Source organism: Streptomyces sp. NPDC097129 (assembly GCF_055668065.1).
The window spans coordinates 193,934-215,300 of sequence record NZ_JBVOQE010000012.1; the positions used below are offsets into that span (position 1 = coordinate 193,934).

General features: G+C 71.8%; 22 protein-coding genes. 10 read left to right on the forward strand and 12 right to left on the reverse strand.

Annotated elements, in window-relative coordinates; translation table 11 throughout:
- The first annotated feature begins 66 nt into the window (after positions 1-66).
- The 5 genes from AC0B9F_RS30615 (at position 67) to AC0B9F_RS30635 (ending at position 5,655) form a co-directional block, all read left to right on the forward strand.
- Positions 67-516: an SRPBCC family protein gene (locus AC0B9F_RS30615; protein WP_472007985.1), complete on the forward strand. Its 450-nt coding sequence runs from the start codon at positions 67-69 to the stop codon at positions 514-516.
- A 64-nt stretch (positions 517-580) separates the two neighbouring features.
- On the forward strand, positions 581-1,687 hold the full coding sequence (gene rlmN / locus AC0B9F_RS30620; RefSeq protein ID WP_472007986.1) for a dual-specificity RNA methyltransferase RlmN: 1,107 nt from the start codon (positions 581-583) through the stop codon (positions 1,685-1,687).
- 216 nt (positions 1,688-1,903) lie between these two features.
- The gene (locus AC0B9F_RS30625; protein ID WP_472007988.1) at positions 1,904-2,989 is read left to right on the forward strand and encodes a thiamine ABC transporter substrate-binding protein; all 1,086 of its coding nucleotides are present in this window, start codon (positions 1,904-1,906) and stop codon (positions 2,987-2,989) included.
- A gap of 44 nt (positions 2,990-3,033) precedes the next feature.
- Positions 3,034-4,635: an ABC transporter permease gene (locus AC0B9F_RS30630; RefSeq protein ID WP_472007989.1), complete on the forward strand. Its 1,602-nt coding sequence runs from the start codon at positions 3,034-3,036 to the stop codon at positions 4,633-4,635.
- Positions 4,636-5,655: an ABC transporter ATP-binding protein gene (locus AC0B9F_RS30635; protein WP_472007990.1), complete on the forward strand. Its 1,020-nt coding sequence runs from the start codon at positions 4,636-4,638 to the stop codon at positions 5,653-5,655.
- A 67-nt stretch (positions 5,656-5,722) separates the two neighbouring features.
- Here the strand turns inward: AC0B9F_RS30635 and AC0B9F_RS30640 are convergent, their stop codons facing one another.
- From AC0B9F_RS30640 to AC0B9F_RS30670, 7 genes are all read right to left on the reverse strand, one after another.
- Positions 5,723-6,421 carry an LAETG motif-containing sortase-dependent surface protein gene (locus tag AC0B9F_RS30640; protein ID WP_472007992.1) on the reverse strand — a complete coding sequence of 233 codons (699 nt, stop codon included), beginning with the start codon at positions 6,419-6,421 and terminating at the stop codon, positions 5,723-5,725.
- Between the two features lie 172 nt (positions 6,422-6,593).
- Positions 6,594-7,718: an LOG family protein gene (locus tag AC0B9F_RS30645; RefSeq protein WP_472007993.1), complete on the reverse strand. Its 1,125-nt coding sequence runs from the start codon at positions 7,716-7,718 to the stop codon at positions 6,594-6,596.
- Between the two features lie 27 nt (positions 7,719-7,745).
- Positions 7,746-8,153, reverse strand: coding sequence for a VOC family protein (locus AC0B9F_RS30650; protein ID WP_472007994.1), 408 nt, complete (start codon positions 8,151-8,153; stop codon positions 7,746-7,748).
- Between the two features lie 97 nt (positions 8,154-8,250).
- Positions 8,251-9,672, reverse strand: coding sequence for a hypothetical protein (locus AC0B9F_RS30655; RefSeq protein ID WP_472007996.1), 1,422 nt, complete (start codon positions 9,670-9,672; stop codon positions 8,251-8,253).
- Positions 9,654-10,394: an ABC transporter ATP-binding protein gene (locus AC0B9F_RS30660; protein ID WP_472007997.1), complete on the reverse strand. Its 741-nt coding sequence runs from the start codon at positions 10,392-10,394 to the stop codon at positions 9,654-9,656. The genes AC0B9F_RS30655 and AC0B9F_RS30660 overlap by 19 nt, the downstream gene beginning before the upstream one ends.
- A gap of 262 nt (positions 10,395-10,656) precedes the next feature.
- Complete coding sequence (locus AC0B9F_RS30665; RefSeq protein WP_472007999.1) at positions 10,657-12,021, reverse strand: aspartate aminotransferase family protein; 1,365 nt, start codon at positions 12,019-12,021, stop codon at positions 10,657-10,659.
- A gap of 2 nt (positions 12,022-12,023) precedes the next feature.
- The gene (locus AC0B9F_RS30670) at positions 12,024-12,575 is read right to left on the reverse strand and encodes an Lrp/AsnC family transcriptional regulator (protein ID WP_472008001.1); all 552 of its coding nucleotides are present in this window, start codon (positions 12,573-12,575) and stop codon (positions 12,024-12,026) included.
- Positions 12,576-12,741: 166 nt separating this feature from the next.
- On the opposite strand from AC0B9F_RS30670, the gene AC0B9F_RS30675 reads away from it, so the two are divergent.
- The 3 genes from AC0B9F_RS30675 to AC0B9F_RS30685 all read left to right on the forward strand — a co-directional run bounded on the left by AC0B9F_RS30675 (position 12,742) and on the right by AC0B9F_RS30685 (position 16,230).
- Positions 12,742-14,181, forward strand: a complete 1,440-nt coding sequence (locus AC0B9F_RS30675; RefSeq protein ID WP_472008002.1) for a gamma-aminobutyraldehyde dehydrogenase — start codon at positions 12,742-12,744, stop codon at positions 14,179-14,181.
- Between the two features lie 278 nt (positions 14,182-14,459).
- Positions 14,460-15,644 carry an extracellular solute-binding protein gene (locus AC0B9F_RS30680; RefSeq protein WP_472008003.1) on the forward strand — a complete coding sequence of 395 codons (1,185 nt, stop codon included), beginning with the start codon at positions 14,460-14,462 and terminating at the stop codon, positions 15,642-15,644.
- 13 nt (positions 15,645-15,657) lie between these two features.
- Positions 15,658-16,230 (forward strand): HXXEE domain-containing protein, encoded by a 573-nt coding sequence (locus AC0B9F_RS30685; protein ID WP_472008005.1) that lies wholly within the window; start codon positions 15,658-15,660, stop codon positions 16,228-16,230.
- On the opposite strand, the gene AC0B9F_RS30690 is transcribed toward AC0B9F_RS30685, so the two are convergent.
- Positions 16,223-16,369, reverse strand: coding sequence for a hypothetical protein (locus AC0B9F_RS30690; RefSeq protein ID WP_472008007.1), 147 nt, complete (start codon positions 16,367-16,369; stop codon positions 16,223-16,225). The genes AC0B9F_RS30685 and AC0B9F_RS30690 overlap by 8 nt on opposite strands.
- Positions 16,370-16,505: 136 nt before the next feature.
- The gene (locus tag AC0B9F_RS30695) at positions 16,506-16,895 is read right to left on the reverse strand and encodes a winged helix-turn-helix transcriptional regulator (protein ID WP_472008009.1); all 390 of its coding nucleotides are present in this window, start codon (positions 16,893-16,895) and stop codon (positions 16,506-16,508) included.
- On the opposite strand from AC0B9F_RS30695, the gene AC0B9F_RS30700 reads away from it, so the two are divergent.
- Positions 16,813-17,499, forward strand: coding sequence for an NADPH-dependent F420 reductase (locus AC0B9F_RS30700; protein WP_472008011.1), 687 nt, complete (start codon positions 16,813-16,815; stop codon positions 17,497-17,499). The genes AC0B9F_RS30695 and AC0B9F_RS30700 overlap by 83 nt on opposite strands.
- Here the strand turns inward: AC0B9F_RS30700 and AC0B9F_RS30705 are convergent.
- Both AC0B9F_RS30705 and AC0B9F_RS30710 read right to left on the reverse strand, forming a co-directional pair.
- Positions 17,496-18,206, reverse strand: coding sequence for a glycerophosphodiester phosphodiesterase (locus AC0B9F_RS30705; RefSeq protein ID WP_472008013.1), 711 nt, complete (start codon positions 18,204-18,206; stop codon positions 17,496-17,498). The genes AC0B9F_RS30700 and AC0B9F_RS30705 overlap by 4 nt on opposite strands.
- A 59-nt stretch (positions 18,207-18,265) precedes the next feature.
- Positions 18,266-19,333, reverse strand: coding sequence for an adenosine deaminase (locus AC0B9F_RS30710; RefSeq protein WP_472008015.1), 1,068 nt, complete (start codon positions 19,331-19,333; stop codon positions 18,266-18,268).
- A gap of 179 nt (positions 19,334-19,512) precedes the next feature.
- On the opposite strand from AC0B9F_RS30710, the gene AC0B9F_RS30715 reads away from it, so the two are divergent.
- Positions 19,513-20,580, forward strand: coding sequence for a DUF4190 domain-containing protein (locus AC0B9F_RS30715; RefSeq protein WP_472008016.1), 1,068 nt, complete (start codon positions 19,513-19,515; stop codon positions 20,578-20,580).
- Between the two features lie 7 nt (positions 20,581-20,587).
- On the opposite strand, the gene AC0B9F_RS30720 is transcribed toward AC0B9F_RS30715, so the two are convergent.
- Positions 20,588-21,148 (reverse strand): NADAR family protein, encoded by a 561-nt coding sequence (locus AC0B9F_RS30720; RefSeq protein WP_472008018.1) that lies wholly within the window; start codon positions 21,146-21,148, stop codon positions 20,588-20,590.
- Between the last annotated feature and the right edge of the window lie 219 nt (positions 21,149-21,367).

The window sequence follows — 21,367 nt, forward strand, 5'->3', positions numbered from 1 at the left end:
TGAAGGTGCGGTGGGACGATGTCCGGTATAAGCCCCGAACCGGCTCGCCCTGGAAAGGGGGCCACCATGTCCGGTTTCCACGATGAGATCGTTCTCGACTGCCGGCCCGACGAGGTGTGGACCTACGTCACCGACCCCGCCCACCTGCCGGAGTGGCAGGCGAGCGCGGTGTCCGCCGAGCAGCTCGACGACGGCCCGTTCGGACTCGGCTCACGGGTCCGGGTCACCCGGCACCTCGGCCGCCGCGAGGTGCCCATGACGATGCAGTGCACCGAGTACGAGCCGGGGCGTTCCTGGAGCGTCCACGGGATCGACGGGGCGGTGCGCGGCAACTTCCACGGCGAGATCACCCCCCTCGACGAGGGCCGGCGCACCCGCCTGACCATGGACCTCGACTTCGAGGGCCACGGCCTCGGCAAGGTCCTCATCCCCCTCGTCGTCCGCCCCCAGGCCCGCAAGGAGTTCCCCCGCAACGAGCAGCTGCTCAAGCAGCGCCTGGAACACACGGCCGCATAGACGTTCCCCGGGCCGAAGGCGACCGGACCGGCCACACCAGTGGATCTGCGACACTGGTAGCACCATGCCCAAGCCCGGAGAACTTACTTTTGTCGCGCCGCGCGGAGCCAAGACGCCGCCGCGGCATCTTGCCGATCTCTCGCCCGCCGAGCGCAAGGCGGCTGTGGCCGAGATCGGGGAGAAGCCGTTTCGCGCCAAGCAGCTGTCGCAGCACTACTTCGCGCGGTACGCGCACGCCCCCGAGCAGTGGACCGACATCCCCGCCGGTGCGCGTGACAAGCTGCGGGAGGCGCTGTTCCCCGAGCTGATGACCGTCGTACGGCATCTGTCGACCGACGAGGGGACCACGCGCAAGACGCTGTGGCGGCTGTTCGACGGGACGCTGGTGGAGTCCGTGCTCATGCGCTACCCGGACCGGGTGACCATGTGCATCAGCTCCCAGGCGGGCTGCGGCATGAACTGCCCGTTCTGTGCGACCGGGCAGGCCGGACTCGACCGGAACCTGTCCACCGCCGAGATCGTGCACCAGATCGTCGAGGGCATGCGGGCGCTCAGGGACGGGGAGATCCCCGGTGGTCCCTCCCGGCTGTCCAACATCGTGTTCATGGGCATGGGCGAGCCGCTCGCCAACTACAAGCGGGTCGTCGGGGCCGTCCGCGCGCTCACCGATCCCGCGCCCGACGGCCTCGGGCTGTCCCAGCGCGGTATCACCGTCTCGACGGTCGGGCTCGTGCCGGCCATCCACCGGTTCGCCGACGAGGGCTTCAAGTGCCGGCTGGCGATCTCGCTGCACGCCCCCGACGACGAGCTGCGCGACACCCTCGTCCCTGTGAACACGCGGTGGAAGGTGCGCGAGGTGCTCGACGCCGGGTTCGAGTACACCGAGAAGTCGGGCCGCCGGCTGTCCATCGAGTACGCGCTGATCCGGGACATCAACGACCAGGCGTGGCGCGGGGACCGGCTGGGGCGGCTGCTCAAGGGCAAGCCTGTGCACGTCAACCTCATCCCGCTGAACCCCACGCCGGGCTCCAAGTGGACCGCGTCCCGGCCCGAGGACGAGAAGGCGTTCGTCGAGGCCATCGCCGCCCATGGTGTACCGGTGACGATCCGGGACACCCGAGGTCAGGAGATCGACGGGGCGTGTGGTCAGCTCGCCGCCACCGAGCGGTAATCTGACTGTCGTAACGACAACTTCATAGCCGGAACATCTTTCCGACAGGGGAGCGCCACAGCGCTGAGAGTGCGGCACCGGCCGCAGACCCTCTGAACCTCGCCCAGGTCATTCTGGGTAGGGAGATCGGTCATCACTCGAGCTGTTGCGCCCTGCCCGGGACACCCTGAGGCGTCCCGGGCAGGGCCGCGTCTCTTCCTGGTCACTCCAGGAGGAATGTCAGTGAGCATCACCAAGAAGGCCACGGTCGTGGTGGTCGGCCTCGGCCTCGTCACGCTGTCCGCGTGCGGGTCGTCGGGGAGCGAGAAGACCGCCGCCGAGTCCAAGACCGTCACGCTCGTCAGCCACGACTCGTGGGCCGTGTCCAAGAACGTCCTCGCGGACTTCGAGAAGCAGTCCGGGTACAAGGTCCGCGTCCTGCCCAGCGGTGACGCCGGGCAGGCCGTCAACAAGGCCATCCTCACCAAGGACAACCCGCAGGGTGACGTCTTCTTCGGCGTCGACAACACCCTGCTCTCCCGCGCCCTGGACAACGGCCTCTTCCAGCCGTACCAGGCCAAGGGGCTCGGCACCATCGGCGCCCAGTACCAGCTGGACCAGGGCAAGCACCGGGTCACCCCGATCGACTTCGGCGACATCTGCGTCAACTACGACAAGAAGTACTTCGCCGATCACAAGCTGACCCCGCCGGCTTCCTTCGACGACCTGGTCAAGCCGGAGTACAAGAACCTCCTCGTCACCGAGAACGCCGCCACCTCCTCACCCGGCCTCGGCTTCGTCCTCGGCACCGCCGCCAAGTACGGCGACGGGGGCTGGCAGGACTACTGGAAGAAGCTCAAGGCCAACGGCGTCAAGGTGGTCGACGGCTGGGAGCAGGCCTACGACCAGGAGTTCTCCGGCTCCTCCGGCGGCAAGAAGGCGCACGGCGACCGGCCGCTGGTGGTCTCCTACGCCTCCTCCCCGCCCGCCGAGGTCGTCTTCGCCAAGCCGCAGCCCAAGACCGCGCCCACCGGCGTCGCGGCCGGCACCTGCTTCCGGCAGATCGAGTTCGCCGGGCTGCTCAGCAACGCGAAGAACACCAAGGGCGGCAAGGCGCTGATCGACTTCCTGGTCTCCAAGGAGTTCCAGCAGGACATGCCGCTGAACATGTTCGTCTACCCGGTCGTCGACGGCGCCAAGGTGCCCGCCGAGTTCACCCAGTACGGCCCCGCGGCCAAGAACCCCGAGACCCTCGCCCCCGGCAAGATCGCCGACCACCGCGACCAGTGGGTCAAGCAGTGGACCTCGCTCGTACTGAAGTAGCCCGCCGCCCGGACCGCGCGGGGAGCGCGGCGCGGCTCGGCCTGATGGCCCTGCCCGTCGCGTTCTTCGCCGTGTTCTTCGCCTACCCCGTGGCCGCGATCGTCGCCCGCGGGCTCAAGGTCGACGGCGCCTGGCGGTTCGGCCGGCTCACCGATGTGCTCGGTCAGTCCGACATCCGGCACGTGCTGTGGTTCACCACCTGGCAGGCGCTGGTCTCCGCCGGGCTCACCCTGCTGCTCGCGCTGCCCGGCGCCTATGTCTTCGCCCGTTTCGACTTCCCCGGCAAGCGGCTGCTGCGGGCGGTGGTGACGGTGCCGTTCGTGCTGCCGACCGTCGTCGTCGGCACCGCCTTCCTCGCGCTGGTCGGCCGCGGCGGTCTCCTCGACCAGCTGTGGGGCGTACGGCTGGACACCACCGTGTGGGCGATCCTGCTCGCGCACGTCTTCTTCAACTACGCCGTCGTCGTGCGGACCGTCGGCGGCCTGTGGGCGCAGCTCGACCCGCGCCAGGAGGACGCGGCGCGGATGCTCGGCGCGTCCCGCTTCACCGCCTGGCGCACGGTCACCCTGCCCGCGCTGGCACCGGCGGTCGCGGCGGCCGCGCTGATGGTGTTCATGTTCTGCTTCACCTCCTTCGGCATCGTCCAGATCCTCGGCGGCCCCGGCTTCTCCACCCTGGAGGTGGAGATCTACCGGCAGACCGCCGACATCTTCGACCTGTCCACGGCCGCCGTCCTCACGATCGTCCAGTTCGTCGCCGTCGGCGCGATCCTCGCCGTACACGCCCGGACGGTACGGCGCCGGGAGAGCGCCCTGAAGCTGGTGGACGCGGCGACGACGGCACGCCGGCCGCGCGGCGCCGGACAGTGGGCGCTGCTCGCCGGGGTGCTGCTCACCATCGCCGCGCTGCTGGTGCTGCCGCCCGCGGTGCTGGTGCAGCGCTCCCTCGACGGCGGCCTGCATTACTTCAGGGCGCTGAGCAGCCAGGACGGCAACACCTTCCTCGTCCCGCCGATCGAGGCCATCGGCAACTCGCTGCAGTACGCCGTCGCCGCCACCGCGATCGCGCTGCTGATCGGCGCTCTCGCCGCCGCCGCGCTGACCCGACGCGACGCCGGGCGTCTGGTGCGCGGCTTCGACGCGCTGCTGATGCTGCCGCTCGGCGTGTCCGCGGTGACCGTCGGCTTCGGCTTCCTGATCACGCTGGACAAGCCGCCGCTGGACCTGCGCAGCTCCTGGATCCTGGTGCCGCTCGCCCAGGCGCTCGTCGGCGTGCCCTTCGTGATCCGGACGATGCTGCCGGTGCTGCGCGCGGTCGACGGACGGCTGCGGGAGGCGGCGGCCGTGCTCGGGGCGTCGCCGTGGCGGGTGTGGCGCGAGGTCGACCTGCCGATGGTGCGCCGGGCGCTGCTGATCGCCGCCGGGTTCGCCTTCGCCGTGTCGCTGGGCGAGTTCGGGGCGACCGTGTTCATCGCCCGGCCCGACACGCCGACGCTGCCGGTGGCCGTGGCCCGGCTGCTGGCGCGGCCCGGTGACCTTAACTACGGGCAGGCGATGGCCCTGTCGACGATTTTGATGGTGGTGTGCGCCGTGGCGCTGCTGATCCTGGAGAGCCTGCGGGTGCCCGGCCGGACGGGGGAGTTCTAGATGTTGCTCAGCCTCGACGCCGCGACCGTCCGCTTCGGCGAGCGGGCCGTCCTCGACGCCGTCGACCTCGAGGTCGCCGAGCACGAGGTGGTGTGCGTGCTCGGCCCCAGCGGCAGCGGCAAGTCGACGCTGCTGCGGGCGGTCGCCGGGCTGCAGCCGCTGGACGCGGGCCGGATCGCGCTGGACGGCCACGACCAGGCGAAGGTGCCCGCGCACAAGCGGGGCGTCGGGCTGATGTTCCAGGACCACCAGCTCTTCCCGCAGCGGGACGTGGCCAAGAACGTCGCCTTCGGACTGCGCATGCGCGGCGCGACGAAGAGCGAACAGGGCGAGCGGGTGCGGGAGTTGCTGGACCTGGTGGGCCTGCCCGGCGCCGGGCGGCGGGCCGTCGGCGCGCTGTCCGGCGGTGAGCAGCAGCGGGTCGCGCTCGCCCGGGCGCTCGCGCCGAGGCCCCGGCTGCTGATGCTGGACGAGCCGCTCGGTCAGCTCGACCGCTCGCTGCGTGAACGCCTGGTGGTCGAACTGCGCGAGCTGTTCGGCCGGTTGGGCACGACCGTGCTCGCCGTCACGCACGACCAGGGTGAGGCGTTCGCGCTCGCCGACCGGGTCGTGGTGATGCGCGACGGGCGGATCGCCCAGTCGGGCACGCCCCTCGAGGTGTGGCTCCACCCGGCGGACGCGTTCGTCGCCCGTTTCCTCGGCTTCGACAACGTGGTGCCGGGGACCGTCGTCGGTGAGGCCGCCGACACGCCCTGGGGGAAGCTGCCGGTGCCCGACGGCTCCCCGCAGGGCCCGTGCGACCTGCTGGTCCGCCCGGCCGGAGTCCGGCTGACCGAGGTGTCGCAGGGCCTGCGCTGCACGGTGACCGCCCGCACCTTCCGGGGCACGCATGTCGCCGTCCGCCTCCAGCCCGAGGACGCCCCGCGCCTGGAGGCCGCCTGCGCGCTGCGCGAGGCACCTGAGACCGGCGCGGAGGTGGGCGTCGCCTTCGACGCGGCGGAGGTCGTCGTCCTCGGCTGAGGGCCGCCGACGTCACAGAACGGCCCGCCCCTTGCCTACCGGGGCGGGCCGTCGTGTGCGCGCGAGGTCAGCCGTTGCTCTTGGCCCCGCGGCGGCGCATGCCGAGGAAGACGGCGCCGCCGCCGACCACGACCAGGGCGCCCGCGACGCCGGCGATCAGACCGGTGTTGGAGTTCGCACCGGTCTCGGCGAGGTTGGAGTCACCGGCCGCCGGGGACGGCGCGTTGCTCGTGGTGCCCGCGGGGGCGGTGCTCGCCGGGGCCGACGGGCTCGGCGTGTCCTCGGCCGGGGTGGACTGCGACGGCTTCGGCGCCGGGCTGCTCGGCGTGGCCGGCGGCGTCGTCGGGGTGTCCTTCTTGCAGCCGGCGTCCGGCGTGGTGAGGTTCGGCGTGATGTCCTCGTCCACGCGGGGGTTCTTCGCGTCGCCGGCCAGGACGTGGACGCGGTAGGTCGCGTTCGGCTTCCAGTCCTCGGCGAAGGTGATGGTCACACCCTCGCGCGAGCCGGTGACGGTCTGCTCGCCGACCTTGTGGTCGTCGCTGCCGTTGTTCTCCAGGAAGACGGAGACGACGGCCTGGGTGCCGGAGGCGTCGACGTCGGTGACGGTGATGACGCCCTTGTCACCCTCGCACGAGGCCTTGGCGGAGAATTCGCTGATGTTGCAGGCGAGCGCGTTGCCGGCGACACCGAGCGCGAGCGCCGCCGCGGCGGAGGCGACCCCGAGGGCGCGCGCGGAACGGGCGGCAGTACGACGGGATATGGACACGTTTGTCCTTTACAGGATGCAACTGCGGGGGGTTGAAGGGGAGATGGTGAGCCGAAGGAATGCGATCACACCCACCCGGTACCACCGCCCCCATGAGGCTCACCTGTTTATAAGCGCTTCGTAAGCAGTGTCAACGCATATGCCCGCCAAGGGCGTTGCCTTTGCCCTCTTATTAACCGGCGAGACGTTTCAGTGCCTCCGGCGCCTCCTCGATCCGGTCGACGAGCGCGATGCGGGAGGCCATCGAACGGTCCCGGGCGAGCGACCGCAGCAGCGGCCAGGCCGGCAGCCGCTCCGTCCAGTGCGCCCGGTCCACCAGCACCATCGGCGTCGCCTCGCCCCGGGACTCGTAGTAGTTCGGCGTCGCGTTGTCGAATATCTCCTGTACGGTCCCGGCGGCGCCCGGCAGGAACACCACACCGGCGGTGCAGCGGGCCAGCAGACCGTCCTCGCGTGTGGCGTTGGCGAAGTACTTGGCGATGTGCGTGGCGAACGGGTTCGGCGGCTCGTGCCCGTAGAACCAGGTCGGGATGCCGATCGACGTGCCGCCGCGCGGCCAGCGGGCGCGCACCTGAAACGCCGCCCGCGCCCAGTCGGTGACCGAGGGCCTGAACGACGGTACGGGCGCGAGGAGTTCCAGCGCCTGCTCCAGCATCTCGTCGTCGAAGGGCGCCGCGTACGCGCCCAGGTTCGCCGCCTCCATCGCGCCGGGCCCGCCGCCCGTCGCCACGGTCAGGCCGGCCCCGGTCAGGGCGCGGCCGAGGCGCGCGGCACCGGCGTACTCCCGGCTGCCGCGCGCCATGGCGTGGCCGCCCATGACGCCCACGACCCGGGCGCCGACGAGGACTTCGTCGAGGGCGTCGGAGACCGCGTCGTCGTGGATCGAGCGGAGCATGGAGGCGAATATGTCGCCGTCGGCCCTGGTCTGCTGGAACCAGGCGTGGGCGAGCGCGTCCGGGGTGGCCTCGTAGCCGAGGTCGAGGCCGGCGAAGAGTTCCTCGGCGGAGTAGACGAACCCGCGGTACGGGTCGAAGGGCAGGCCGGGGACGGGCGGGAAGACCAGGGCGTCGGACGCCCGGACGCGGGCGGCGGCCTCGGGCGCCATGGGGCAGCCGAGGAAGACGGCGCCGGCGGTGTCCACGGACAGCAGCGCGTCCGTACGGCCCGTCAGATCCACGGCCTGGACGCGGAAACCGGCGAGGGAGCCGCGCCGCGCGACCACCTCGTCGAACTGGGCGAGGGACTCGATCTCACGGTCGCGGGAGCCGTCGTACGGCTGGGCGGGTGTCGGATGCACCCGCCCATGCTAGGCACCGCGTTGCTGTCAGCCCTGCACGGCCGCCGGGTCCATCCACATGATCTCCCAGGTGTGGCCGTCGAGGTCGTCGAAGGCCCGGCCGTACATGAAGCCCATGTCCTGGGTCTTGCCGGTCGCCGTGCCGCCGAGCGCGATCGCGCGGTCGACCAGCTCGTCGACCTTCTCGCGGCTCTCGGCGCTCAGACAGATCAGCACCTCGCTGGTCGTCTTCGTGTCGGCGATCCCCTTGTCGGTGAAGGTCGCGTAAAAGGGCTTGGTGAGCAGCATCGCCACGATCGTGTCGCTGATCACGACCGACGCGGCGTTCTCGTCGCTGAACTGCGCGTTGAGCGTGTAGCCGAGGCCGGTGAAGAACTTCTTCGAGGCCTCGAGGTCGTTCACGGGCAGGTTCACGAAGATCATCTGCTGGTACATGGGGCCTCTCCCGTAAGTGGTGCGGTGTTGTCGTGGGGGTAGACCGGGCCGCCGCGCGGAACTCATCGGTGGGCCGAGGGGTTCTTCCGGTGGCTGTTCAGCGGGCGAGGGGCAGCGCGGCCAGTTCCGCCACCAGCAGCGTCAGCGGGCCGAACACAGCCAGCAGGGCGGCCGCGCGCAGGGCCGCCGCCGAGCGCAGCATCGTGGCGGGGGCGCCGAGACGGAGCAGGGCCGCGGTGGTGTCGGCGCGGTTCTGGCGTGCCTCCACGGCGGCGGTGAACAGGGTCGCCACCGCGCAGCCGACGACGACGAGGGCGCCGAGCGTGGTCAGCGGGCCGAGCCCGGGGGAGCCGGCTCCGCGCAGGGCGGTCGTGGCGAACGCCGCCGACGCGACGGCGCAGACGACACCGAGGGGGCGGCCGACACGGGTCGCCTCCGCCATCAGCACGCGCCCGGCGAGCAGGCGCAGGGCGCCCGGGCGGACGGCCTGCAGCAGCCGGCCGGTGAGGTGGGTGAGGCCGGGCCCGGCGAGCGCGAGGCCGACAGCGGTGAGGAGCCAGCCGAGGAGGACGGTGACGGGTCCGGTGCTCAGACCGCCGGGCATGGGCAGGGTCGTCGGGTCGGTGGCGCGGGTGGCGTACGCCTCGGTGGCCAGGCCGGCGGCGAGGAGGGTGACGCCCCAGGGGAGGAGGGCGGTGGGGTCGGGCTCGGTGGGCGGCACGGGCCGGGCGCCGTCGCCCAGGGTCTCTTGCGTGCTCTGCGGGTCGGTGGCGTCGCCCGGGGTCTCCTGCGTGCCCTGTGGGTCGGTGGCGTCGTCCGGCGCCCGCGTGAGGACGTCCGTGTCCACCTGCGCGGCGGGGCCGGCCGCGGGCTGGGGCCTGCTCACCGGTTCGCTGCCGCGCAGGCGCGCGCCGAACCTGCCGTACGCCCCGAACGTCTCGCGGACCGCCGTCCTGCCGTACGCCCCGAAGCGGCCGTACGGGTGCGCAGTGGGCCGGGGGTGGGTCTCGCGCGGGCGCAGTGCCAGGGCGACCAGGGCGGAGGCCGTGACCGGGAGCACGGCGAGCAGGGTCAGCGCCGCCGGTACCGGCAGGGGCTGGTCCGCCGCGAGGAACTGGGAGGCCGCGCCGTCGAACGGCGTGCCGGTGAGGTCGCCGCGCAGGTGCAGGAAGACCAGCAGGGCCAGCACCGAGCCGAGCGCGGTGGACAACGCCGTCGTCAGGGCCGCGATGGCCATCAGACGGGCCGGGCCCAGCCCTACGGCGGACAGGCCGGGGCGGGGCTTGGTCGCGGGGTCGGTGCGGGCGACCGCCAGCGCGAACCACACCGTGGCGGCCAGCGGTACGACGCACCACGCCAGGCGCAGCAGCAGGGACCCCGGGGAGACGCCGGGGTGGCCTAGCGCGTAGCCGAGGGTGCACAGGAGCAGGAAGCCCGTGCCGGCCGACGCCGTCGCCACCAGCAGACGGCGCAGGTGGACGGCAGGGTGGGCGCCGCGGGTCAGACGGAGAGCGACCACGCGGTCCGGCCTTCCGTCTCGGTGGCCGGCGGCAGGTGCACCGTCTTGACGCGGCGCCCGTCGAGCAGCGACACCGTGCGGTCGGTGAGCGCGGCCGTCTCCGGGTCGGCGGTGGCCAGGACCACGGTGATGCCGTGCGAGCGGGCGGCCGTGGTGAGGGTGCGCAGGACGTGGGCGCGGTCGGCCCGGTACAGGGGCGCGGTGGGCTCGTCGGCGAAGAGGACGGTGGGCGCCGGGGCGAGGGCGCGGGCGATGCAGGCGCGCTGCCGCTCGGCCTGGGTCAGCTCGTGCGGGCGCCGGCGGGCCTTGTCGCCGATGTCGACGCGTTCCAGCCACTCGGTGGCGGCGACCTTGGCGCGGCGGCGGCTGACGCCGCGCAGCATCAGCGGGAGGGCGGCGTTCTCCCACACGTTCAGTTCGGGGACCAGCAGCGGGGCCGGGTCGATCCAGCCGAAGCGCTCGCGGCGCAGGCGTTCGCGGGCGACCGGGCCCATGGTGTGCAGCGGAACGCTGTTGAACCACACCTCGCCGCGCTGGGCCGGGGCGAGTCCGGACAGGCAGCGCAGCAGTGTCGTCTTGCCGCTGCCGCGCGGGCCGCCGACGGCGAGGATCTCGCCCTCGCGCACGCCGAGCGAGACTCCTTGAAGTGCGGGGGAGCCGTCGCTGTGCGTGAAGTGCAGGGAGCGTGCCCAGAGCACGTCGTTGTCCGGCGGGGCCTCCATGGGCGTACACCTCGTGTCAGATCCGTAGTTCCCGTGCCGTTCCCCCGTGCGGGGGAACGAAGGCAGGGCCGATCGGTCACTGGCACGCTAGGCAGGCGACCCCGGCAGCCCGGACAGCACGCGGCCCCGGGCCCCCGTTTCTCACTCGAACGGGTGGCACCGGGGCCGGGGTGATCATCCAGACGGAAGATCGGCCGGGGGATGACCGATCAGGACGCCGGGATGATCGGTGACGCCGGGACGGTGAGGGCCGTCCGGACGGTCACAGCTTCGTCCACGCCTCCGTCAGCGTCGCGCGCAGGATCTGCTCGATCTCGTCGAACGTCTCCTGGTTGGAGATCAGCGGCGGCGCGAGCTGGATGACCGGGTCGCCACGGTCGTCGGCACGGCAGTACAGACCGTTGTCGAACAGCGCCTTGGAGAGGTAGCCGTACAGGACGCGCTCGGTCTCCTCGTCGTTGAAGGACTCCTTGGTGTTCTTGTCCTTCACCAGCTCGATGCCGTAGAAGAAGCCGTTGCCGCGGACGTCGCCGACGATCGGCAGGTCGTGCAGCTTCTGCAGGGTGGAGAGGAAGTTGCCCTCGTTGTCCAGCACGTGCTGGTTGAGCTTCTCCTTCTCGAAGATGTCGAGGTTGGCGAGGCCCACGGCCGCGGAGACCGGGTGGCCGCCGAAGGTGTAGCCGTGCAGGAAGGTGTTGTCACCCTTGTAGAACGGCTCCGCCAGGCGGTCGGAGACGATGCAGGCGCCGATCGGGGAGTAGCCCGAGGTCATGCCCTTGGCGCAGGTGATCATGTCCGGGACGTAGCCGAACTTGTCACAGGCGAAGGTCGTGCCGAGGCGGCCGAAGGCGCAGATGACCTCGTCCGACACGAGCAGCACGTCGTACTGGTCACAGATCTCGCGCACGCGCTGGAAGTAGCCGGGGGGCGGCGGGAAGCAGCCACCGGCGTTCTGCACCGGCTCCAGGAACACCGCGGCGACGGTCTCGGGGCCCTCGAAGAGGATCTCCTGCTCGATCTGGTCGGCGGCCCAGCGGCCGAAGGCCTCGGGGTCGTCGCCGAAGAGCGGGGCGCGGTAGATGTTGGTGTTCGGCACCTTGTGCGCGCCCGGCACCAGCGGCTCGAAGGGGGCCTTCAGGCCCGGCAGGCCGGTGATGGACAGGGCGCCCTGCGGGGTGCCGTGGTAGGCGACCGCACGCGAGATGACCTTGTACTTGGTGGGCTTGCCGACCAGCTTGAAGTACTGCTTGGCGAGCTTCCAGGCGGTCTCGACGGCCTCGCCGCCGCCGGTGGTGAAGAAGACCTTGTTCAGGTCGCCCGGGGCCTCGTTCGCCAGGCGCTCGGCCAGCTCGACGGCCTTGGGGTGGGCGTAGGACCACACCGGGAAGAAGGCCAGTTCCTTGGCCTGCTTGGCGGCCGTCTCGGCGAGTTCCGTGCGGCCGTGACCGGCCTGGACCACGAACAGGCCGGCGAGACCGTCGAGGTAGCGCTTGCCCTTGTCGTCGTAGATGTAGGTGCCCTCGCCCCGGACGATCGTCGGGACGGGGGAGTTCTCGTACGAGGACATGCGGGTGAAGTGCATCCACAGGTGGTCGTACGCGGACTTGCTGAGGTCCTTTGTGCTCACGGTTATCGGGTTCCCCACATGTAGGTCTGCTTCTTGAGCTTGAGGTAGACGAAGCTCTCGGTGGAGCGCACCCCGGGCATCGCCCGGATGCGTTTGTTGATGACGTCCAGCAGGTGGTCGTCGTCCTCGCAGACGATCTCCGCGAGGATGTCGAACGAGCCCGCGGTCATCACCACGTACTCGACTTCCGACATGGCGGTCAGCGCGTCGGCCACCGCTTCGACGTCGCCCTCGACGTGCAGACCGACCATCGCCTGCCGGCGGAAGCCCACGGTGAGCGGGTCCGTGACGGCGACGATCTGCATCACGCCCTGGTCGAGCAGCTTCTGGACGCGCTGGCGCACGGCCGCCTCGGAGAGGCCGACGGCCTTGCCGATGGCGGCGTACGGCCGGCGGCCGTCCTCCTGAAGCTGCTGGATGATGGCGAGGGAGACGGCGTCCAGGTTCGGATTGCTGCCGTTCCTGGATTCGCGAGGGGTGTCGCGGAGGGACTCGCGGGAGTCCCGTGCGTCCCTGGGGTCTGCGCTTCGACTGGCCACGACTTCACTGTGCACGACGTCTCGGCAGTTGTGCAAGCCCGGATCGATGAAATTCGTTGTTTGAGAGATCGAGACCGACGGATTTCGCAGATCCGAGGGGACCGGGGGTGTTGAAAACGTGGGAGCAGCGATTACTCTGGGCCTCTCAGTGATGGGACACCCGAATCTTGGAGGGCCGGCAGTGAGCACCGAACTGCGTCGTCTGCGCAACTACATCGACGGTGAGTTCCGGGACGCCGCCGACGGACGGACCACCGAGGTGGTCAACCCCGCGACGGGCGAGGCGTACGCCACCGCGCCGCTGTCCGGTCAGGCGGACGTCGACGCGGCCATGGAGGCCGCCGCGCGCGCCTTCCCGGCCTGGCGCGACACCACCCCGGCCGAGCGCCAGAAGGCCCTGCTGAAGATCGCGGACGCGTTCGAGGAGCGCGCCGAGGAACTGATCGCGGCCGAGGTGGAGAACACGGGCAAGCCGACCGGGCTGACCCGCTCCGAGGAGGTCCCCCCGATGGTCGACCAGATCCGCTTCTTCGCGGGTGCGGCGCGACTGCTGGAGGGCCGCTCGGCCGGCGAGTACATGGAGGGCCTGACCTCGATCATCCGCCGTGAGCCGGTCGGCGTCTGCGCGCAGGTCGCGCCGTGGAACTACCCGATGATGATGGCCGTGTGGAAGTTCGCCCCGGCGATCGCCGCGGGCAACACCGTCGTGCTGAAGCCGTCGGACACCACCCCGGCGTCCACCGTGCTGATCGCCGAGATCCTCGGTGGGATCCTGCCCAAGGGCGTCTTCAACGTCATCTGCGGCGACCGTGAGACCGGCCGGGCGATGGTCGAGCACCCGACCCCGGCGATGGCCTCCATCACCGGCTCGGTCCGCGCGGGCATGGCGGTGGCCGAGTCCGCCGCCAAGGACGTCAAGCGGGTCCACCTGGAGCTGGGCGGCAAGGCCCCGGTCGTCGTCTTCGAGGACACCGACATCGCCAAGGCCGTCGAGGACATCTCCATGGCGGGCTTCTTCAACGCCGGCCAGGACTGTACGGCCGCCACGCGCGTGCTCGTGCACGAGTCGATCCACGACGAGTTCGTCTCCGCGCTCGCCAAGGCCGCGTCCGAGACCAAGACCGGTCAGCCGGACGACGAGGAAGTGCTCTTCGGCCCGCTGAACAACCCCAACCAGCTCAAGCAGGTCGAGGGCTTCATCGAGCGGCTGCCCGCCCACGCGCGCGTGGAGGCCGGCGGCAAGCGCGTCGGCGACCAGGGCTACTTCTTCGCGCCGACCGTCGTCTCCGGCCTGAAGCAGGACGACGAGATCATCCAGAACGAGGTCTTCGGCCCGGTCATCACCGTCCAGTCCTTCGCGGACGAGGAGCAGGCCCTCGAGTGGGCCAACGGCGTCGAGTACGCGCTGGCCTCCTCGGTGTGGACCAAGGACCACTCCCGCGCCATGCGGATGTCCAAGAAGCTCGACTTCGGCTGCGTGTGGATCAACACCCACATCCCGCTGGTCGCCGAGATGCCGCACGGCGGCTTCAAGAAGTCCGGCTACGGCAAGGACCTCTCCGCGTACGGCTTCGAGGACTACACCCGCATCAAGCACGTCATGACGTCCCTGGACGCGTGACGCCACCCCTGCGGGTGCGCTGAGGCCGGCGGCCTCGCCCACGACTCGCGGCCCCGGACGGAGGACGGACCGTCCGGGGCCGCGGTGTGTCCGGGGGCGGGAGCGTGTGTCCGGGGCGGGGAGCGGTGTGTCCGGGGCGGGGAGCCCTCCAGGTCGTGGCGGGCGGGACGGGCCGCGCGGTGGGCGGGCTCGGTGATCGACAAGGTGTCGGGCAGGCGTCGTTTCGCTCGACGTGGCGTCAATTGCTCACGCGTGTCACCGGGCGGCATGCTGCGCCCATGGCCCTCCCACACCAGACCGCCTCCCGCCGTTCCCTGCTGCGCGCCCTCGGCGGCACCGCCGCGCTCGGAGCGCTGGCCGGCTGCGGCGTGCCCGCGGCGTACGTCCAGCCCGGCGACCGCGCCGCAGTCGACGCCTCGGCCCGCGACAGACGGCTGACGTGGGCGAACTGGCCGCTGTACATCGACACCGACGACGCCCACCCCAACCGGCGGCCCACGCTGGAGGCCTTCCAGAAGCACTCCGGCATCGCCGTCGACTACGTCGAGGAGATCAACGACAACGACGAGTTCTTCGGCAAGATCAGCCCGGCGCTGATGAACCACCAGTCCACCGGCCGCGACCTCGTCGTCGTCAGCGACTGGATGTGCGCGCGGTTCGTGCGGCTGGGCTGGGTGCAGGAGATGGACCGCGCCCGGCAGCCCAACGTCGCCCGGTACCTCGACCCGCTGCTGCGCTCCCCGGCCTTCGATCCGGGCCGCAAGTACACCGTGCCGTGGCAGTCCGGCATCACCGGCATCGCCTACAACCGCCGCAAGCTCGGCCGTGAGATACGGCACGTCTCCGACCTGTGGGCCGACGACCTGCGCGGCCGGGTCACGCTGCTCTCCGGCCTGGACGAGTCCTTCGCGCTGCTGATGCTGGGCAACGGCGTCGACATCACCCGGTGGACGGCGGACGACTTCCACCGCGTCTGCGACCAGGTCCAGGCCCAGGTGCGGCGCGGCCAGATCCGCCGCTTCACCGGCAACGACTACACCAAGGACCTGGTCAGCGGGGACGTCCTGGCCTGCCAGGCCTACTCCGGCGACGTGATCCAGCTGCGCGCGGACAACCCCGACATCGAGTTCGTCGTACCTCAGGAGGGCGCCGAACTGTGGGCGGAGTCGCTCATGGTCCCGAACCTCGCCCGGCACAAGGCCAACGCCGAGCGGCTGATCGACTACTACTACCAGCCCGAGGTCGCCGCCGAGCTGGCCTCCTGGGTGAACTACGTCTGCCCGGTCCCGGCGGCCCAGCACGTCCTGGCCTCCTCCGGCGACAAGGACACCGCGGCCCTGGCGGAGGACCCGCTGATCTTCCCGGACGCGGGCATGCGCCGCCGGCTCGCGATCGCCCGGGACATCACGGCCGAGGAGCGGGTGGATTTCGCGAAGCGGTGGAACAAGATCGCCGGGTTGTAGAAGAATCACCCGGGTGGATAATTCATCGAGCGGTGAAAACCTGTCCGCCGGGGTGACCTTCGGCCTGCTCGCGGCCTGGGCGCTCCACGACCTCGAGGAGCTGACGGCCGGCCCGCGCTGGGTGCGGCGCGACCTGCCCCGGCTCCGTGAGCGGTTCCCGGCCGTGCCCGAGCGGGTGTGGCGGCGGACGGAAGCCCTGGGCGGGCGGGATTTCCCGCCGGCGGTCGCGTTCGTCGGCGTGTTCGTCGCCGCCGCGTCCGCGGCCGGGCACGCCACCGGCGGCCGGTCGGCGTTCTACCAGGCCACTGTGAACGGCTTCGGTCTGCACGGCCTGGTCCACATGGCGCAGGCCGCAGCCGTACGCGGCTACACCCCCGGCGTCGCCACCTCCCCGCTCGTCGTCGTGCCCTTCACCCTCTGGGCCCGCGGCCGCCTGCGCCGCGCCGGCGTCCTGCGCCCGGCCCGCCCCCGCGATCTCGCCGTCGGCCTGGCCACGGCCGGCGCCGTCGCGGCCGTGGCGCACGCGGCGGCGCGGTGGGCGGTCGGCCGCGGCGCGCCGGACCGGCGGGCCACGACGGCTACCTGATCGCGGCCGCGACGATCCGCTCGGCGACCGGGTCCGGGTCGTCGTCCTTGGCGCGGCGGCGAAGGGGCATGGGCTTGCCATGGGCTGCTCCAGGACCCGGGCGACGACGATGCGTGATCATCCGCTTCGTCTGCGCCACCGCCCGGATCGTCACCGCGGAGGGCGAGCCCGTTCCTCGGCCGTCAATCCACCGCCTCGGCATACGTCGTTCTCCCGGCATAGCGCAGTCCACGACGGCGGTCACGACCCGATGCAACCCGCACCGTTGAAGCTCTCTAGCAAGTTGGACGAGGGGACCGCGGGTCAGGAGTGCATGCTGCTTCCTGGGCGGCCATAACCTCATCGCCGTACTCGAAGGCCCAGGCGCCGACGGCGTCGATGGGCGTCAGCAAGGTCCGGCCCAGAGCGGTGAGCTGGTACTCGACCCGTGAGGGTGCGTCGGGGTCTGCCAGCCGGTCGACCAGTCCGTCGAACTGCAGCCGGCGCAGCGTCTCGGTGAGGACCTTGGAGCTGATGCCCCCGATCCGCTCCCGTAGTTCGACGGTGTGAACGGTCGAAGCAGGCACGGAGAGGGAACGTGTGATGAGAATCGGCGTACTGGGAACGGGCAACATGGCCGACGCGCTCGCCACCCACTGGGTGCGGGCTGGGCACCAGGTGACCATCGGGGGACGGGACGCACACAGGGCGGAGCGGCTCGCGACGCGCATCGGAGGCGGCGTGAAAGCTGCCAGTCTGCGCGCGGCGGCCGAGTTCGGTCAGGAGGCGGTGCTGGCCGCGCTGCCCTTCGGGGCGGGAGTGGACGTGGCACGGAATCTGCACGCGGCCCTGGACGGCAAGGTGCTGATCGACTGCTCCAATCCGGTCGGGCCGGGCTTCCGGCTGCTGACGGAAGGGGACCCCTCAGCCGCACAGCAACTGGCTGCGGCGGCGCCGGGAGCCCACGTGGTCAAGGCTTTCAACCTCTGCCACGAGGAGGTGTGGCGCATGCGGCCGCCCGTCTTCGATGGGCGGCCACTGGCCGTGCCGGTCTGCGGGGACGACGAGACGGCCCTCGCGCGTGTACGCGCATTGGTGCGGGACGTGGGCTGCGAACCCGTGGCCGGCGGCGGTCTCGAACGTGCGGGACTCCTGGAAGCGACCGCCGCGCTGTTCATCGCCCTGTGGGTCGGCGAGGGAGCGGATGCGCAGGCAATCGCACCTCCGCTGGCCTATGCGGCCGGACCGGGCTACCAGGAAACGGAAGGCGGCACGGGGGCTCTCCGTTAGGAGTTCTCAGGGAAGCCCGGCTCCCGGTCCCGGCGCAGGGTGTTCAGGACGTCGATGCGGTTCGTGGTGATCGAGTCGACGCCCGCGTCGATCAGGCGGCGCATGGCACGGCGGGTGTCGGGGGTCCAGACGGACAGCAGGTAGCCGGCGTGATGGACCCGCTCGGCCAGGGCGTCGTCCACCAGGGAGAAGCGGTAGTTCAGCCAGCGCGGCCGCACCGCCTCCAGCACCGCGGGGCGCGGCGGCGCGAGGCTCGTCCAGGTGAGCGCGATCTCCGCGGACGGATCGGCGGCACGCACCGCCAGCATGGCCTGGGCGCCCGCGCAGTAGTACACGCGGTCCTGCGCCCCCGCCTCCCGGACCACGTCCACGACCCGGCGCGCCGCCCTCACGTCCGGGGTGCCGGGCAGATCGACCATCACCCGGCTCCCGTCCGCCGCCGCCAGCGCCGCCGCCAGCGTCGGCACCCCGCCGCCGGTCAGCCCCTCCACCTCGGCCAGGGAGAGGCCGAGCAGCGGGCGGTCCTGCTCCCACAGCCGTTTCAGCGTCTCGTCGTGCAGGAGGACGGGGACGCCGTCCCGGGTGAGCCGTACGTCGATCTCCACGGCGTCCGCGCCCGCGGCGAGCGCGGAACGCAGGGAGGCGATCGTGTTCTCCCGGACGCGGTACGGGTCGCCGCGGTGCGCCACGGCCGTCAGGGTCTCCATGCGGGCCATTGTGACGGCAGTCGGTCCGTGCCCGTCGAGCGAAGGGGGTGCCGTGATCGTCAGGTGGTGAGCCACCGCGCGGTGTACGTGTCGATCTCCTCGCGGATACGGGTCTTGCCGACGCCGTCCAGGAAGGAGGCGTCGACGGCGTTCTTCGCCAGCTCGGCCAGACCCCGCTCGTCGAGGTCCAGCAGCCGGGCGGCGACCGCGTACTCGTTGTTCAGGTCGGTGCCGAACATCGGGGGGTCGTCGGAGTTGATCGTCACCAGGACGCCCGCCTGCACGAACTCCTTGATCGGGTGCTCGTCGAGCGTGGCCACCGCGCGCGTGGCGATGTTCGACGTCGGGCACACCTCCAGCGGGACGCGGTGCTCGGCCAGGTGCGCGAGCAGCTTGGGGTCCTGCGCGGAACTCGTGCCGTGCCCGATCCGCTGCGCGCCCAGGTACGTCAGCGCGTCCCACACCGTCTCGGGCCCGGTGGTCTCACCGGCGTGCGGCACCGAGTGCAGCCCGGCCGCGATCGCCCGGTCGAAGTACGGCTTGAACTGCGGGCGCGGCACACCGATCTCCGGCCCGCCGAGACCGAAGGAGACCAGGCCCTCGGGGCGCACCGCGTCGTCCGTGGCGAGCCGGGCCGTCACCTCGGCCGACTCCAGGCCGGCCTCGCCGGGAATGTCGAAGCACCAGCGCAGCACCGTGCCGAACTCGGCCTCGGCCGCCTTGCGCGCGTCCTCGACCGCCTCCATGAACGCCCGCTCGTCGATCCCGCGGCGCACGGAGGAGTACGGCGTGATGGTCAGCTCGGCGTAGCGCACCTGCTGGCGGGCCATGTCGCGGGCCACCTCGTAGGTGAGCAGGCGGACGTCCTCCGGCGTGCGGATCAGGTCGACGACGGACAGGTACACCTCGATGAAGTGGGCGAAGTCCGTGAACGTGAAGTAGTCGGCCAGCGCCTCGGGGTCGGCCGGGACCTTGGAGTCGGGGTGGCGGGCGGCCAGCTCGGAGACGATGCGGGGGGAGGCTGAGCCGACGTGGTGCACGTGCAGTTCTGCCTTGGGCAGTCCGGCGATGAAGGCGTGCAGATCGCGCGGAACGGGCGCGACGGCTGCGTCGAGATGCTCGGTCAAGGGCCCTCCCCGGGACGGCGCCCCCGGCCGGCGGTGCCGGGCGCCGGGGCGCGGTGATCGGCTGATCGGTGACTCGGGCTCATCGTAGGCGGCCGCCGCCGGGGCCGGCCGGGGGGCTTGCGACGGGGTGCGCGACCGGGCCGTAGCATGGCGTGACGTTCGCAGAGGGGGATGCACGCATGGCCGACGAGACGGGGACGCCGGGTATACCGGGGACGCCGGTGACGCCCGAGGGCGGGACCGTGGACCGGCCCGGTCCGGGCGAGGGCCCGAAGGTGTCGCTCGGCAAGGGCCCTGCGGACGGGGTCACGTCCGGGTCCGCCGGCTCGCAGGTGCCCGCCACCGGCGGTGCGTCCGATTCCGGCGGCGGGCCCGCCCCTTGGACCGCTCCCGGCGTGGCGGACGGTCCCGGGCACACGGTCGCGTCCTCCGGGCCGGTCGCCCCGTCGCCCCCGCACGACCAGCAGACGTTCGCCTCCGCCCCGGGCGGCACGGACACCCCGCGGCCGTCCCACTCCTGGCCGGAGCCGAACCCCTTCGCCGCGCCGTCGCACGACACCGCCGCGGGTGCCAATCCGTTCCCCCCGTCGTCACACGACCACGCCGCCGGGCGCAACCCCTTCGCCGCGCCGTCGCACAACCACGCAGCGGGTGCCAACCCCTTCGCCCCGCCGCAGCCGGGTCAGGCCACCGGTGCCGACCCCTTCGCCCCGCCGCAGCCGGGTCAGGCCACCGGTGCCGACCCCTTCGCGCCCCCGGTCGCGTCGCCGTCGCACGGTGAGCCGGTCCCGCCGCCGCCCATCGCGCCGGACGGTCCCGGCCAGACCCCTTACGGCTACCCCGGCCCGGGCGGTCCCGGCCAGGCCCTTTACGGCTACTCCGGCGGGTACGGCTACTCCGGCGGGTACGGCTACCCGGGCAGCGCCGGCCCCGGCGGCGCCCACGATCCGCAGGCCCACGGATACCCCGCCGGCTACTACGGCTGGCCCGGCATGCAGCCCCTGCCCAGCAACGGCATGGGGACGGCGGGGCTGGTGCTCGGCATCATCGCCGCGGTCATCTTCTGCGCGTGGCCGCTGGCCGTCATCGCGGGCGCCCTCGGCGTGATCTTCGGTGCGATCGGCCGCAGCAAGGCCAAGCGGGGAGAGGCCACCAACCCCGGTCAGGCCCTGGCCGGCATCATCTGCGGCGCCACCGGCATCGCCCTCGGCGTCGGCTTCCTGATCCTGGTGGTCTTCGCGCCCTGACACCGGCTCACGTGAGCCGCCCCACCCGCTCCCGCGCCTCCATCAGCGCGAAGCCCAGCAGGTTCGGCCCCCGCCACCGCTCCGGGTCCGTCGCCGCCTCGTCGTCCGCCGCCAGGCCGATGCCCCAGACGCGGTCGACGGGGCTCGCCTCGACCAGCACCCGGTCCCCGGTGTCCAGCAGGAACTCCCGCAGCCCGGGGTCGGCCGAGAACTTGTGCACGCTGCCCTCGACGACGATTCCAAACCGCTCGCGCTCCCAGACCGCCTCGTCGAAGCCGCGCACCAGGCGCCCCGCCTTCTTCGCCTGGGACGGATGACCGGCGGCCAGGACCTGCCGCTCCGCCTCCGCGTCGCCGAACAGCCTGGCCTTGCCGGCCATCATCCAGTGCTCGGCCGTGGCGTACCGCACGCCGTCGACCACGAACGGTGACGGCCACCACTGGCTCAGACAGCTCGCGCCGATGCGGCCGTCGGGTCGCGGCCGGTGTCCCCAGAAGCAGAGGTACTTGATCCTCGCCCCTGCGCGGACCGCCCTGACCAGGGCCTCCCGAGAATCGATCTTCGTCATGCACGGGAGTCTGGCACGCACCACTGACACTGCGTCCGTCCTTTTCCCGCTTCACTCGACACCTGGTCGACCGATTCCGTCGCGTAACCGAAAGGCAACAACGGAATCCCTTGTCCACCTCCCGGGCCTCTGTCAGGATCGGCACTCAAATCGAGCTGGAGCTACGCCACCCACCCCCATGGGACAGCCACCCACCCCCCTCATGGGACGACAGGGGGA